This is a genomic window from Pseudomonas sp. F9001 (assembly GCF_013385435.1).
GTDB lineage: Bacteria > Pseudomonadota > Gammaproteobacteria > Pseudomonadales > Pseudomonadaceae > Aquipseudomonas.
Genome location: NZ_JACAPX010000022.1, coordinates 54,065 through 67,530 on the forward strand (window position 1 = coordinate 54,065; position 13,466 = coordinate 67,530).

The following is a 13,466-nucleotide window of genomic DNA, read 5'->3' on the forward strand; positions in this document are numbered from 1 at the left end:
TTTTTCTTATTGTTCGTATGACCCTCAAAGCACCCATCGCACTGTAAGACCCGCGCCGAATGCCTTGCAGGAAAATACGCCAGCCGTTCTTCGGCTGTACACGCAGGATTTGAAAAGTTTTGTATCCCGAAAGGAAAAGGAATTTAGCGCACCGCCAGGTGGTCACTATGGAAGACCTGCCTTGCGTGCCAGCTGTGAAACACTTGGCAAAACCCCGCAAAATGCAGGATGCACGATGGCCATTCATGCAAATTGCACGAAACTGGAAATCTTAAAATTTTATAACTGATTGATTTATAACGATTTTTTAAGATAGTCAGTACTGGCACAATCACTGCACCTATCACTCCACGCTGCAAAACATGAGCTAACGGAGCTGATAGACATGAGCCTGATCCAAGATAAATTTTCTTCTGTGTTCTCCAATTTCGACGTCACCACCCAGGCGCGTCCTGATGGCGGCATCCTGCTGACCTTGCGTAACAGCGAAGGCAAGCAGATCAAACGTTCGATCTCTTATCAGCAACTGCACACGGCCGACCAACTGACGTGGGTCATCAGCGCCATTCGCCGCGACCTGGCTGAACAAGCCAGCGACCTGCCACAGATTTCGATGCTGCAAAGCCAGAACCGCTTTGCCCTGCCGACCTACCATTCGGCTTGACCGTCATGCAGGACCCGAACAGGTCGTGGTGCCGTTGCGCACCACGGCCTTTTTTTATTTGCACAATCCCTGTTTCACTGCCTCGTTCACGGCCTGGACCCGGTTAGTCACCTGCAACTTGCCGTAGATGTTGCGCAGGTGAAACTTCACCGTGGCCTGGGAGATGGAGCGAATCCTGCTGATTTCCCACACCGTCTTGCCCTCGACCGCCCAATGCAGGATTTCCCGTTCCTTTGGGGTCAGGGGTTTACCCGACAACATCGCACGCGCCTTGCGGTTGGCAACCGGCGCGCTGTCCGTTTGCGTGGACGGTTGTTCCTGTGGCTCCGAACCGCTCATGCAGGCCTCTCTCTTCATATAGGTCTTGTAACGCCCGAAGTCGGATTACTCCTATTGACAGGCGAATAAATATTGAGACCAGAGAGAGTTACACAAAGAGTGGAACTAATAAGTAAGGTCAACGATAAACAGCTGTTACCCACAAACTTTCAAGTTTATTCCTACAGCGATTTCCAACCTGAAGGAATTGAAGTTAAAAAAATGCCCCCTGTTCAGGAGGCATTGCCGGACGAACTTAGTCATCAAGCCGAGGAAAACCCTCGGCGATCGCGTCGCCGGTCAGCATGACCGCCAGCCCTTCAGGGTCACTGAACAGGCGGATCGCCACAAAGTGCGGGTTCTCCCCCATATCAAACCAGTGCGGGATGCCGCTCGGCACCAAGATCAGGTCGTTTTTCTCGCAGAACACCGCGTACACATAATCTTCGATGTGCAAGGTAAACAGCCCACGACCCGCTACGAAAAAACGCACGTGGTCTTGGGCCATGCGGTGTTCGTCGAGTCGCTCGGCGCGCAATTGGGCTTTCTGCGGGTGATCGTTGCTGACGCGGAGCACATCAACGGTGGTGTAGCCGCGCTCGGTCATCAGCTTGTCGATGGGCGCCTGGTAGGCGGCGATAATCTCAACCTCGCTGGCCCCGGGCTCAAGTCGGGTAGCCGCCTGCCAGCGATCGAACCCCACACCCAGCTCGGCCAGGGTCGAGGCGATATCGTCCTGGTGAGTCAGGACCTTGTTCGGGGTGTCGGGGGTGCAGACGTGGTAAACCGCGAGATAGCTCATCAAACTCTTCCTCTGTCACGGGAGCCGCTCATGGCCGCTCCTCTTGCAATCGAATGCCAATGATTAGGGCGGCGGCCAGGGCCGCGATGCTGGCAATGCTGAAGGTCAGGGTCGGCCCCAGCAGGTTCCAGCTGTAACCTGAATAGAGTGCGCCCAGCGCACCGCCGGTACCGGCCAGTGCCGCATACAGTGCCTGGCCCTGCCCTTGCTGGCGAGCGCCAAAGCTGCGTTGCACGAACTGGATGGCCGCCGCGTGAAAACTGCCGAAGGTCGCCGCGTGCATCACCTGCGCCAGCAACAGCACCCAGAAGAATTCGGCAAACGAGCCCAGCAGCAACCAGCGCAGTGCGGCCAGCAGGAAACTCGCCATCAATACCCGGCGTACCGAAAAGCGCGTGAGAATCCGGCTCATGGCCAGGAACATCAAGACTTCCGCCACCACGCCCAGCGCCCACAACATGCCGATCACGCCACGGCTGTAACCGAGGTGTTCAAGGTGCAGGGTGAGGAAGGTGTAGTACGGGCCGTGGCTCATTTGCATCAGCGCCACGCAGGCATAAAACGCGAGGACGCCGGGGCTGCGCAGTTGCCGCAAAAAGCCGTCACCGGCCAGGCGGTTGCCCTGGGCCGGCGGCTGCGCATTCGGCACCCAGAGGCTCGCGCCGATGATGCCGGCCATGATCACCACGACCACCACCGGGTAGATATCCAGGCTCAGCCAGTCGAACAAGCGGCCCATGATCACCACGGTGAGGATAAAACCGATGGAGCCCCACAACCGCACCTGGCTGTAGCGCGAGGTCTGGCCTTGCAGGTGCGCGAGGGTGATGACTTCAAACTGCGGCAGGACCGCGTGCCAGAAGAACGCGTGCAAGGCCATCACCAGCGCCAGCCAGGCGTAAGTCTTGCTGACAAAAATCAACGAGAAACTCACCAGGGTGCACACCGCGCCAAAGCGCACGATGGCCAGGCGCCGGCCGGTGTAATCCCCCAGCCAGCCCCACAGGTTGGGTGCCACGCAGCGCATCAGCATGGGGATGGCCACCAGCTCGCCGATGCGCGCGCTGGAGAACCCAAGGTGATCGAAGTACAACGCCAGGAACGGCGCCGTCGCCCCCAGCAGGGCGAAATAGAACAGGTAGAAGCTGGAGAGTCGCCAGTATGGAAGGGCTTGCGTCAGCATAAGTGACTTGTGGCGAGCGAGCCTGCTCGCGCTGGGTCGCGAAGCGGCCCCGATAGAAGCGCCGCAGTTCTCCAGGTACTACCGGATTGCAGGCTTTGGGGCCGCTGCGCAGCCCAGCGCGAGCAAGCTCGCTCGCCACACACGGTCACAGCTGGCCCAATACCGGAGTACTGACTTTTACGTCGGCGTTTTGCCCACGATGGCGCAGCAGGTGGTCCATCAACACGATGGCCATCATCGCTTCGGCAATCGGCGTGGCGCGGATGCCGACGCAAGGGTCGTGACGGCCCTTGGTGATCACGTCCACCGGGTTGCCGTGCACATCGATCGAACGGCCTGGCGTGGTGATGCTGGACGTCGGCTTGAGGGCCAGGTGCGCAACGATCGGCTGGCCGGAGGAAATGCCGCCGAGAATGCCGCCGGCGTTGTTGCTGAGGAAACCTTCCGGGGTCAGCTCGTCACGGTGCTCGGTGCCACGCTGGGCCACACAATCGAACCCGGCGCCGATTTCCACGCCCTTGACCGCGTTGATGCTCATCAGCGCGTGGGCCAGTTCGGCATCGAGGCGGTCGAAGATCGGCTCGCCCAGGCCCGGCATCACGCCTTCGGCAACCACGGTGATCTTGGCGCCGACGGAATCCTGGTCGCGGCGCAACTGGTCCATATAGGCTTCCAGCTCCGGCACTTTATCCGGGTCTGGGCAGAAGAAAGCGTTGTCTTCGACGCTGTCCCAGGTCTTGAACGGGATTTCGATCGGGCCCAGCTGGCTCATGTAGCCGCGGATCACGATGCCCTGGGTCGCCAGGAACTTCTTGGCAATCGCACCGGCCGCCACGCGCATCGCGGTTTCCCGCGCCGAGCTGCGGCCACCGCCACGGTAGTCGCGCTCGCCGTATTTGTGGTGGTAGGTGTAGTCGGCGTGGGCCGGGCGGAACAGGTCCTTGATCGCCGAGTAGTCCTTGGACTTCTGGTCGGTGTTGCGAATCAGCAGGCCGATGGCGCAGCCGGTGGTGCGGCCCTCGAACACGCCCGAGAGGATTTCGACTTCGTCGGCTTCCTGGCGCTGGGTGGTGTGGCGGCTGGTGCCGGGCTTGCGGCGGTCGAGGTCACGCTGCAGGTCTTCCAGGGACAACTCGAGGCCCGGCGGGCAGCCGTCGACAATGGCGACCAACGCCGGGCCATGGCTTTCGCCCGCGGTGGTAACAGTGAACAGCTTGCCGTAGGTATTGCCGGACATGCAGGGCGCTCCGTGAAATCAGTTGAATCAAGTCAACCGTAATAACTTAAGGCGGCCAGTATACGCAGGCTAACCGACTAGTTCATCCTCGAAACCTTACCGGTAGACGTTGGTCCAACCGGCACCTTCCTCATGATGGCGCGATGATGCTGCGAGTTCTGCTTTTGACCCTCACTCTGTTTTCCAGCCTTGGCTTCGCCGCCTCCCCTGTCGTGCTGCAACGGCCCATCAGCCTGGACACCGGCAGTGGCGAGCTGTTTGGTTCGCTGTTGTTGCCCAAATCCGACAAGCCGGTGCCGGTGGTGCTGATCATCGCCGGCTCCGGGCCCACCGACCGCAACGGCAACAGCGCCGACGGCGCACGCAACGACAGCCTCAAGCGCCTGGCCTGGGTGCTGGCCAGGCACAACATCGCCAGCGTGCGCTACGACAAGCGCGGCGTGGCCGCCAGCCTTGCCGCCACCCCCGATGAACGCAACCTGACCCTGGATGCCTACGTGTCCGACGCCGTGGCCTGGGGCAAGTTGCTCAAGGCCGACCCACGCATGGGCCCGCTGATTGTGCTGGGCCACAGCGAAGGTGCACTGGTGGCCGCCCTCGCCGCCCCGCAGCTCAACCCGGCCGGGGTGATCTCCCTGTCGGGCAGTGCGCGCCCGGTGGACCAGGTGATCCGCCAGCAACTGGCCGACCATATGCCTCCAGCGCTGTTACTGCGCAGCAACCAGATTCTCGATCACCTCAAGGCCGGCCAGGTGGACGCCGATGTGCCCACCCCCCTTGAGGGCATTTTCCGCCCCAGCGTGCAGCCCTATCTGATCAGCCTGTTCCGCGCCGACCCTTCGGCGGCCTTTGCCAAATTGACCATGCCGGCGCTGATCGTCCAGGGCACCAATGACCTGCAGGTCGGCGTGGCCGATGCGCAACAATTGCAGAAGGCCAAGCCCGACGCCGAGCTGACGGTGATCGAAGGCATGAACCACGTGATGCGCATCGTGCCCAACAACGTGAAGCAGCAACTGGAGTCCTATAACGACCCGCAGTTGCCGCTGGCGGCTGAACTGGGCACCCGCCTGGTTCGCTTTATCGACGGACTTCGCGCCAGTTAAGCGAGTATTGCCCCTCCAGTCCTGAGCAAAACGGCCGATAAGCGATGGGTCGACAGCAAAAAGCCTGTCGGCCCGCAGAGCTTGGACAGGATCGCGCCGAATGACGAACACCGAAGCAACACCCGAACCTACCGCCGACACCACGGCTGACACCGAGGCCGCCGCATCGGCCGCGTTACCGTGGGAGGAGGTGCAGGCCGAACATTTCAAGATGCTGCGCTTGGCCCCTTTGGCCACCGACCGTGCCACGGGCGTGCGGCCCCTGCGCTTTGTGCAGTTTGGCTGGGCCGAACGCAACAACAAGGACCACAGCCTGCTGCGCATGGTCATTCAGTTGCCGGGCCAGCGGGTGCGCCGGGAACAGAACCATTTGGATATCTGGGTCGATCACGCGACCCATCGGGTGCACTTTGGCCCGGGCAACAGCCTGGAGATCGAGCCGGCTAACCGCGGCATCGGCCGTTTCCTGGTAGCCCAGGGCGCCGCCTGGGCGAAAAAGAAGTGGTCGCACTACCGCGTCGACGGCGTCGACCTGGCCAACAAGGACGCCCTCAACGAAGCCACGCGCCTGCGCCGGGATCACTTCCTGCGTATCCAGGGCTTTGATGTGGCGTACGCCGATGTCCAGCATTTGAAGGGCAACGTGCAGCCGGGCAAGGTCAGCGATGTGCTGGACAGCTGGAACACCGAAAAGCTGCAGTTCGTGGAGATTCTGGAAGCGGCGCAGATGCTGCAACAGGCCGAGCAGAACCTGGCGGAACAGGAAGTGAAACTGCGCAAGGAAGAGGAAAAAGTCACCAAGTTCAAGCGCGAAGACAGCGGGTTGCGCTTCACGATTACGTGCCTGGTGGCGTTTACCGTGTTTCAGGCGGGGTTGTTGATCTGGATTGCGACGCATCGATAATCCGGTTTATCAATTGAAACCGGATCAAAATGTGGGAGCGGGCTTGCTCGCGAATGCGGTGTGTCAGTCACCGGATATCTTGACTGAGCCACCGCATTCGCGAGCAAGCCCGCTCCCACACTGACCGCGTTACCCACTTGGAAGCGGTTAAACCCTGGCGGCAAACACCGCCTGATGCGCCCGGCACTGCTCGGCCGTCAACATGAACACGCCATGCCCGCCGCGCTCGAACTCCAGCCAGGCGAAGTCCACTTCCGGGTACAACGCCTCGACGTGAACCTGGCTGTTGCCCACCTCGACAATCAGCAAGCCCTTCTCGGTCAAGTGATCTGCCGCCTCGGCCAGCATTCGCCGAACCAGGTTCAAGCCGTCGTCACCGCAGGCCAGGCCCAGCTCCGGCTCGTGCTGGTATTCATCCGGCATGTCGGCAAAGTCTTCGGCGTCGACATACGGCGGGTTGGACACGATCAGGTCAAAACGCTGGCCCGGCAAACCATCAAAGCCGTCGCCCTGAACGGTATACACGCGCTCATCGACGCCATGGCGCTCGATGTTCTGGTTGGCCACCTCCAGCGCTTCGAAGGACAGGTCGCCCAGTACCACTTCGGCGTCCTGGAACTCGTAGGCGCAGGCAATACCGATGCAACCGGAACCGGTGCACAGGTCCAGAATGCGTGCCGGCGGTGTGCCCAGCCACGGTTCGAAGCGGTTTTCGATCAGTTCGCCAATCGGTGAGCGGGGAATCAATACACGCTCATCAACGATAAACGACATGCCGCAGAACCAGGCTTCCTTCAACAGGTAAGCGGTCGGCACACGCTCGTGGATACGGCGGTGCAGCAACCGTTGCACGTGGGAGATTTCCTCTTCTTCCAGGTTGCAATCCAGGTAACTGTCGGCAATTTCCCATGGCAGGTGCAAGGCGCCGAGCACCAGTTGCCGGGCTTCGTCCCAGGCGTTGTCGGTGCCATGGCCAAAAAACAGGTCTTCCCCATGGAAACGGCTGACGGCCCATCGGATGTGGTCGCGCAAGGTGCGCAGGCGGGAAGTGATCACGGGGGCAAGCTCCTGGAAAAAACGACCGGCGATTCTAACAGTCTTAAGCTGTACCGACGATGTACGAAAAAACCCTTTGCCGCACGTCGGATTTCATCTTAAACGTGGTTTTTGCCTAAACGTAGTGCCCTATTGACATCGCTGCACGCCAACAACGGCGTACCTTACGATGGTAGCGATTCACAGAAGCGCTCAGCCAGAGGACAATGTCACAAAAGCCCCACTCACAGGAGCCCCAGAATGTCCGTTCCAAAGACGATGTTTCAACTCAGCGGTCGTGGTTACGCAGCGGCGAACCTGAACCATGCGACCCTCGTGATCATCGACGCCCAGAAGGAATACCTCAGTGGTCCCCTCGCCCTCTCGGGCATGGACGCTGCTGTCGAAAATATCAAGCAACTGGCGGCTGCCGCGCGCAACGCCGGGCGCCCGATCGTGCATGTGCGCCACCTGGGCACTGTCGGCGGGTTGTTTGACCCTCAGGGCGAGCGCGGTGAGTTCATTCCTGGCCTTGAGCCACAGGCCGACGAAACCATCATCGGCAAGCTGCTGCCCAGCGCCTTCCACGGCACCGGCCTGGAGAAACACCTGCAAGACCTCGGTTCCCTGGACCTGATCGTCTGCGGCTTCATGAGCCACTCCAGCGTCAGCACCACGGTGCGTGCGGCAAAAAACCTGGGCTTTCGCTGCACCCTGGTGGAAGACGCCTGCGCCACCCGCGACCTGCCTTACAAGGGCGGCATCCTCAGCGCCGACCACGTGCAGCAGACTGAAATGGCCATCATGGCTGACAACTTCGCCACCCTCGCCTTGACCAAAGATCTGATCTGATCGACCTTCGATGAGCGGGTAGCCGCCCGCTCATCCGCAAATACCTGTCATTTGCTGCAATTGCCTCTGTACCCGGAACAACCTGTGTATCTTCCGGTCGAAGGGTCGATACCCTGGAGGAAAGGTCGGAATGAAGATATCCGATGGTTTTGATGCTCGTCGCTTGCGCCCCAAGGGCCCGAGCAACTGGCGTCTGCGCATCGGCGCCGGCTTTGCCGCGCTGTTGGCGATAGGTGGCGTACTACTGGCAATTGCTGGCGGCGCTGGTTTGGTTGGACACTCACCGGCCCTGGGCGAGCTGAATGCCAGCCCTGGCGGTTCTGCAATACTCTTGGTCATCGGCCTGCTGGTGCTGTGGTTCGGCGTATGGCTGTGGCGCCGTTGCCGTCGGCGCATGCGCCAACCGCTGTCACTGAACATCGCTTCGCACCTGATGAAAAAGCACGACTGATGGCGCACAGATAGCGTTTGTTGCGCATCAAGCCGCCGCGATTAGGTAAACTGCCCGCCCTTCGCGGAGGCTGACATGCAAGACGACGATTTTTCCCTATTCAAGAACGAGCTGCGCGGCGTCAAGCCGATCAAGCATGATCGCGCCGACACCGGCAAACCCAAGACCGATCGCGCCCAGATCGCCAAGCTGCGCCAGGCCGCGACCGTGCGCACGGACGCCACCACCGTGGACGGCCTGTCGGATCAATTCGTTATCGATGTAGGTCCCGAAGACGAGTTGATGTGGGCCCGCGACGGCGTGCAGGAAAGCCAGATGCGCAAGCTCAAGGTCGGCCAGATCCCGTTCGAGGGCAGTCTCGACCTGCACGGCATGACCGTCGAAAAAGCCCGCGAAACCCTCTGGGCGTTCCTCGCCGAAGCCACCAAATTCGAAATCCGCTGCGTGCGCGTCACCCACGGCAAGGCCGTGCGCCTGGACGGCAAGCGGCCGATGATCAAAAGCCACGTCAACACCTGGTTGCGCCAGCACTCCCAGGTGCTGGGTTTTACCTCATGCCAGCCACGTCACGGCGGCGCTGGCGCGGTGTATGTGATGCTCAAGCGCACCATGATGGAAGGCCGCGACGAGTAACAAGTGCCATCGTCAGGCTTGCAGCGATGTGTTGGCCGCCGTACCCTTGCCCTTTGCGAAAATCCCACTAGGTAGTTTCATGTCCCTGGAACAGAATTACACCGCGATCCTCGGCCAGCTCGGCGAGGACGTTTCCCGCGAGGGCCTGCTCGACACGCCAAAACGTGCCGCCAAGGCCATGCAGTATCTCTGCCGCGGTTATGAACAGACCCTCGAAGAAGTCACCAACGGTGCCTTGTTCAGCTCTGACAACAGCGAAATGGTGCTGGTCAAGGACATCGAGTTGTACTCGCTGTGCGAACACCACCTGCTGCCGTTCATCGGCAAGGCTCACGTCGCGTATATCCCGAGCGGCAAAGTGCTGGGCCTGTCGAAGGTCGCGCGTATCGTCGATATGTATGCCCGTCGCCTGCAGATCCAGGAAAACCTCAGCCGCCAGATCGCCGATGCGGTCCAGCAGGTCACCGGCGCCCTGGGCGTTGCAGTGGTGATCGAGGCCAAGCACATGTGCATGATGATGCGCGGTGTGGAGAAGCAGAATTCGTCGATGATCACGTCGGTGATGCTGGGTGAGTTCCGCGAAAACGCGGCGACCCGCAGCGAGTTTCTCAGCCTGATCAAGTAATACGCGGCACCTGGAAAAACCGGCGTTCATCGCCGGTTTTTTTTCGCCTGTGAAAAATCAGGTAAGCTGCGCCCCCTTAAGTCTAGGGCAAGAGGTTTCAGCCATGTTCGTCAAAGCACTTCGAGTGGGCCTCGGCCATGTCATCATCGCCGGCGACTTCCTGACCCGTCCGCGCAAAAAGCAGCGCCCTGCCGAACAACAGGCGCAGGTGAACGCAGCGGCCAAGGACCTGACCCTGTATCAATTCCACGCCTGCCCGTTCTGCGTGAAGACCCGCCGCACCCTGCACCGCCTGAACGTGCCGGTAGCTTTGAAGGATGCGAAGAACAACGAGCAGGACCGCCAGACCCTGCTGGAGCAAGGCGGCAAGATCAAGGTGCCATGCCTGCGCATCGAAGAGAACGGCCAGACCACCTGGATGTACGACTCCAAGGTGATCATCGATTACCTCGACAAGCGGTTTGCGGCGGTCTGACAAACAGCGAGGATCCAGTGTGGGAGCGGGCTTGCTCGCGAAGGCGGAGTATCAGTCACAGATGTAGTGGCTGACACTCCGCCTTCGCGAGCAAGCCCGCTCCCACATTAGTTTGGTATTGCCAATTCAAGATCCAGCAATGCTGAGCCCAGGCACTTGCCATGGGCGTCCAGCGCCAGCGACCGCGTCACCCCGCCTCGCAGGATCCCCGGCAACACGAAGTTCAGTGCCTGCACATTGGGCAGTTCATAACGCCGCACCGGTGCAGCTCCCGCCTCCAGCAACGGCGCAAAAAATGCCGCCACCACCTCAGCCGTCAATTGCTCGCAGAGCAGCGGATAGTCCTCGGCCCGATACGCGATGATCGAGATGTTCGAGGTGTCGCCCTTGTCTCCCGTTCGGGAGTGGGCCAGGGTGTGCAGCTTCATGCTTCGATCCTCGGGTTGACCGCGTGACGAGGCAGCAGCAACGATGCCACCGCCACCACCTGGCGCAGGCTCTTGCTGGCGCCACCGCCGCCGGAAGGGCCGTTGGTGTAGAGGGTTTCCACTTCATTGCCGACACGCACCGCCTCGCTGCGTTCTGCGCAGCGGGCGGCGATGCGCAGGCGCACTTCCCACTGTTCAACCGTGCTGCGCGGGCCGTGCAGGGAGTCGACGCCGATCAATTCGGCACGCACGTCCTGCATGCGCACACCGGTCAACTCCAAGCGTTTCAGGACCACATCGCGAGCCAGTTGCGCACGAGCGACCGCGCCCGGGCCACCGTAGGAAATCTGCCCCTCACCGATCCAGCCGTCCAGATAACCGACGCTGACTTTCAACGCTTCGGGACGTGGCCGTCCGCTCGCGCCGTGGGCACGCACCCGGTCCACGGCTTCTTCGGTAAACGCCACCTGGGAAAAATCCGCGCACACGTCCGGTGTGAGGTAGGCCGCCGGGTCGTGCACTTCGTAGATCAATTGTTCGGTACACGTGGCACGGCTGACCCGCCCACCGGAACCTGCGACCTTGGTGATCAAGGCCTCGCCGTCTGGGTCAATCTCGGCCAGTGGAAAGCCAAGGCGTGCCAGATCGTCCACGTCCTTGAAACCCGGATCGGCAAAGTAGCCACCGCTGACCTGCCCCGCACATTCCAGTAAATGCCCCACCAGCGTGCCGCGCCCCAGCCGTTGCCAATCATCCGCAGCCCAGCCGAATTCGAACATCTGCGGCGCCAGGAACAACGAAGGGTCTGCCACCCGGCCGGTGATCACCACGTCGGCCTCGGCGCGCAAGGCGTCGATAATGCCGTCGGCGCCCAAATAGGCGTTCGCGGAAATCAATCGCTCGCCCAACGAGCCAAGGGTCTGACCGTTGTCGAGCAACTGCTCCGGCTGGGCACGCAAGGTCTCAAGCACGTCGTCGCCAACCACCGCCAGCACCTTGAGGTTAAGCCCCAATTCACTGGCAATCCGCCGCACTTCAACCGCCGCCGCCACCGGATTGGCCGCGCCCATATTGGTGATTACCCGCAGGCGCCGGCGCCCGTCGGGCTGGCCGACAAAGGGCAGCACGCGGCGCATGCGCTCACTCAACAGCGGGTCGTAACCGCCTTGTGGATCGCTGATCCGCGCCTGTTGCGCCAGGGCGATGGTGCGTTCGGCCAGGCATTCGAAGACCAGGTAATCCAGGTCGCCCTGTTCGGCCAATTCCACCGCAGGTTCGATACGGTCGCCGGAGTAGCCGGCGCCGGAACCGATGCGCAAGGTTTTCATTTCAAATCACTCCCAGGAGCAAAGCCGTCAGAGTCATCAACACCGACGCGGCAAACAGAAAGGGGATGGTGAAGCGCTGGTGATCGGCCAATTCGATCTTGCACAGGCCCACCAACAGGAAGGTCGCCGGCGTCAACGGGCTGACCGGAAAGCCGGTGGTGTGCACGCCCAGCAACGAGGCCTGGGCCACTTGCAGCGGGTCGACGCCCAAGGCCTTGCCGACTTCGGCGATCACCGGCATCACGCCGAAGTAGTAGGAGTCGGGGTCAAACAGCATGCTCAACGGCATCGACAGGAAGCCCACCACCGCCGGGATCAACTTGCCGTGGCCCGCCGGAATCTGCGCCACCGCCACTTCGGCGATGGCCTTGAGCATGCCGGTGCCTTGCATGATGCCGGTGAACACACCGGCGGCGAGCAGGATGCTGGCCATGGTCAGGGCGGTTTTTGCGTGGGCGTCGATCCGCGCGCGTTGGGCGTCGACGTTCGGGTAGTTGATGCACAGCGCCACCACGGTGCCGAGCATGAACATCACCACCGGGTCGACCCAACCGGCGATCATCACCACCATCACCAGTACCGTCAGGATCAGGTTGACCCAGAACAGCCGCGGGCGACGCAGGGCAATGTCATCGTCGCTGAGCACCCGTTGCGGCACTGCGTCCACGCTGGAACCAGCGCCCAGGCCCAGGCGTTTTTCTTCCCGGTGGCCCAGCCACCAGGCGCAGGCGAATACAAAGACCAGGCCGACGATCTGCACCGGGATCAGCGGCTGGAACAAGTCCGCCACCGGCACGTGCAGCGCTGCCGAGGAACGCAGTACCGGGCCGGTCCACGGCAGGAAGTTGACCCCGGCCGCCATCGCCGCCACACACGCGAGGATGCGTTTATCAATTCCCAGCCGCGTGTACAGCGGCAGCATCGCCGGCACCGTCACCAGGAAGGTCACCGCGCCGGAGCCGTCGAGGTGCACCAGCAGGGCCAGGGTCGCGGTACCGACGACAATCCTTGTAGGACGCGTCCCTACCGTGCGCAGGATGCGATCAATGATTGGATCCAGCATGCCGGCATCGGTCATGATCCCGAAGAACAGGATCGCGAACACAAACATCCCCACCACGGGGGCGACGTTCTTGATGCCGGTGATGATGAAGGCGCTGGTTTGCAGGCCGAAACCGCCCAGCAGCGCGGCGATGATCGGCAAGGCGATCAGGGCCACCAGTGGCGACAGGCGTTTGCTCATGACGGCAGTGAGCAGGCACAGGATGGTGATGACACCCAGGGTAGCGAGCATGGGGTAGCTCCAGAACGGCGTTTTCGGCCGGTTATTGTTTTCCCTGGAGTATTGGAATCGCGTTAGGCTTTGTAAATTGGAATATTCGGCACTCCACATTCAAAAAAACAAAACGCTCGAGCAAAATAAAA

The 13,466-nt window shown here is 61.2% G+C and carries 16 protein-coding genes; 8 read left to right on the forward strand and 8 right to left on the reverse strand.

Annotated features, from left to right (window positions below; translation table 11 throughout):
- Positions 1 to 385 precede the first annotated feature (385 nt).
- Positions 386 to 664, forward strand: coding sequence for a DUF3509 domain-containing protein (locus HX818_RS21115; protein ID WP_003216777.1), 279 nt, complete (start codon positions 386 to 388; stop codon positions 662 to 664).
- Between the two features lie 54 nt (positions 665 to 718).
- On the opposite strand, the gene HX818_RS21120 is transcribed toward HX818_RS21115, so the two are convergent.
- The 4 genes from HX818_RS21120 to aroC form a co-directional block, all read right to left on the reverse strand.
- Positions 719 to 1,003, reverse strand: a complete 285-nt coding sequence (locus HX818_RS21120) for a response regulator transcription factor (RefSeq protein ID WP_003216779.1) — start codon at positions 1,001 to 1,003, stop codon at positions 719 to 721.
- 235 nt (positions 1,004 to 1,238) lie between these two features.
- Positions 1,239 to 1,784 (reverse strand): acireductone dioxygenase, encoded by a 546-nt coding sequence (locus tag HX818_RS21125; protein WP_003216782.1) that lies wholly within the window; start codon positions 1,782 to 1,784, stop codon positions 1,239 to 1,241.
- Positions 1,785 to 1,812: 28 nt separating this feature from the next.
- Positions 1,813 to 2,964, reverse strand: coding sequence for an MFS transporter (locus tag HX818_RS21130; protein ID WP_177009504.1), 1,152 nt, complete (start codon positions 2,962 to 2,964; stop codon positions 1,813 to 1,815).
- A 148-nt stretch (positions 2,965 to 3,112) separates the two neighbouring features.
- Entirely contained in the window at positions 3,113 to 4,204 is a 1,092-nt protein-coding gene (aroC, locus tag HX818_RS21135; RefSeq protein ID WP_003213122.1) for a chorismate synthase, read from the reverse strand.
- Positions 4,205 to 4,347: 143 nt separating this feature from the next.
- On the opposite strand from aroC, the gene HX818_RS21140 reads away from it, so the two are divergent.
- The gene (locus HX818_RS21140) at positions 4,348 to 5,310 is read left to right on the forward strand and encodes an alpha/beta hydrolase (protein ID WP_003213124.1); all 963 of its coding nucleotides are present in this window, start codon (positions 4,348 to 4,350) and stop codon (positions 5,308 to 5,310) included.
- Positions 5,311 to 5,410: 100 nt separating this feature from the next.
- The gene (locus HX818_RS21145) at positions 5,411 to 6,214 is read left to right on the forward strand and encodes a hypothetical protein (RefSeq protein ID WP_177020687.1); all 804 of its coding nucleotides are present in this window, start codon (positions 5,411 to 5,413) and stop codon (positions 6,212 to 6,214) included.
- A 147-nt stretch (positions 6,215 to 6,361) separates the two neighbouring features.
- Here HX818_RS21145 and prmB read toward each other — a convergent pair whose 3' ends face one another.
- On the reverse strand, positions 6,362 to 7,270 hold the full coding sequence (prmB, locus tag HX818_RS21150) for a 50S ribosomal protein L3 N(5)-glutamine methyltransferase (protein ID WP_177020688.1): 909 nt from the start codon (positions 7,268 to 7,270) through the stop codon (positions 6,362 to 6,364).
- A gap of 240 nt (positions 7,271 to 7,510) precedes the next feature.
- Between prmB and HX818_RS21155 the strand changes: the two genes are divergently transcribed.
- The 5 genes from HX818_RS21155 to HX818_RS21175 all read left to right on the forward strand — a co-directional run bounded on the left by HX818_RS21155 (position 7,511) and on the right by HX818_RS21175 (position 10,285).
- Positions 7,511 to 8,101 (forward strand): cysteine hydrolase family protein, encoded by a 591-nt coding sequence (locus HX818_RS21155; protein ID WP_008433198.1) that lies wholly within the window; start codon positions 7,511 to 7,513, stop codon positions 8,099 to 8,101.
- Between the two features lie 130 nt (positions 8,102 to 8,231).
- Positions 8,232 to 8,552: a hypothetical protein gene (locus HX818_RS21160; RefSeq protein WP_003213133.1), complete on the forward strand. Its 321-nt coding sequence runs from the start codon at positions 8,232 to 8,234 to the stop codon at positions 8,550 to 8,552.
- Positions 8,553 to 8,627: 75 nt separating this feature from the next.
- Positions 8,628 to 9,185 carry a Smr/MutS family protein gene (locus HX818_RS21165; protein ID WP_003213135.1) on the forward strand — a complete coding sequence of 186 codons (558 nt, stop codon included), beginning with the start codon at positions 8,628 to 8,630 and terminating at the stop codon, positions 9,183 to 9,185.
- A gap of 79 nt (positions 9,186 to 9,264) precedes the next feature.
- Entirely contained in the window at positions 9,265 to 9,810 is a 546-nt protein-coding gene (gene folE, locus HX818_RS21170) for a GTP cyclohydrolase I FolE (RefSeq protein ID WP_003204506.1), read from the forward strand.
- A gap of 103 nt (positions 9,811 to 9,913) precedes the next feature.
- Complete coding sequence (locus HX818_RS21175) at positions 9,914 to 10,285, forward strand: glutathione S-transferase N-terminal domain-containing protein (RefSeq protein WP_063031984.1); 372 nt, start codon at positions 9,914 to 9,916, stop codon at positions 10,283 to 10,285.
- Between the two features lie 107 nt (positions 10,286 to 10,392).
- On the opposite strand, the gene HX818_RS21180 is transcribed toward HX818_RS21175, so the two are convergent.
- The 3 genes from HX818_RS21180 to HX818_RS21190 are packed head-to-tail and all read right to left on the reverse strand — an operon-like array spanning position 10,393 to position 13,335.
- Positions 10,393 to 10,713, reverse strand: coding sequence for a hypothetical protein (locus tag HX818_RS21180; RefSeq protein ID WP_087694789.1), 321 nt, complete (start codon positions 10,711 to 10,713; stop codon positions 10,393 to 10,395).
- The gene (locus HX818_RS21185) at positions 10,710 to 12,041 is read right to left on the reverse strand and encodes an acyclic terpene utilization AtuA family protein (RefSeq protein WP_177020689.1); all 1,332 of its coding nucleotides are present in this window, start codon (positions 12,039 to 12,041) and stop codon (positions 10,710 to 10,712) included. The genes HX818_RS21180 and HX818_RS21185 overlap by 4 nt, the downstream gene beginning before the upstream one ends.
- A 1-nt stretch (position 12,042) precedes the next feature.
- Positions 12,043 to 13,335, reverse strand: coding sequence for a CitMHS family transporter (locus HX818_RS21190; RefSeq protein WP_087694787.1), 1,293 nt, complete (start codon positions 13,333 to 13,335; stop codon positions 12,043 to 12,045).
- Positions 13,336 to 13,466 lie beyond the last annotated feature (131 nt).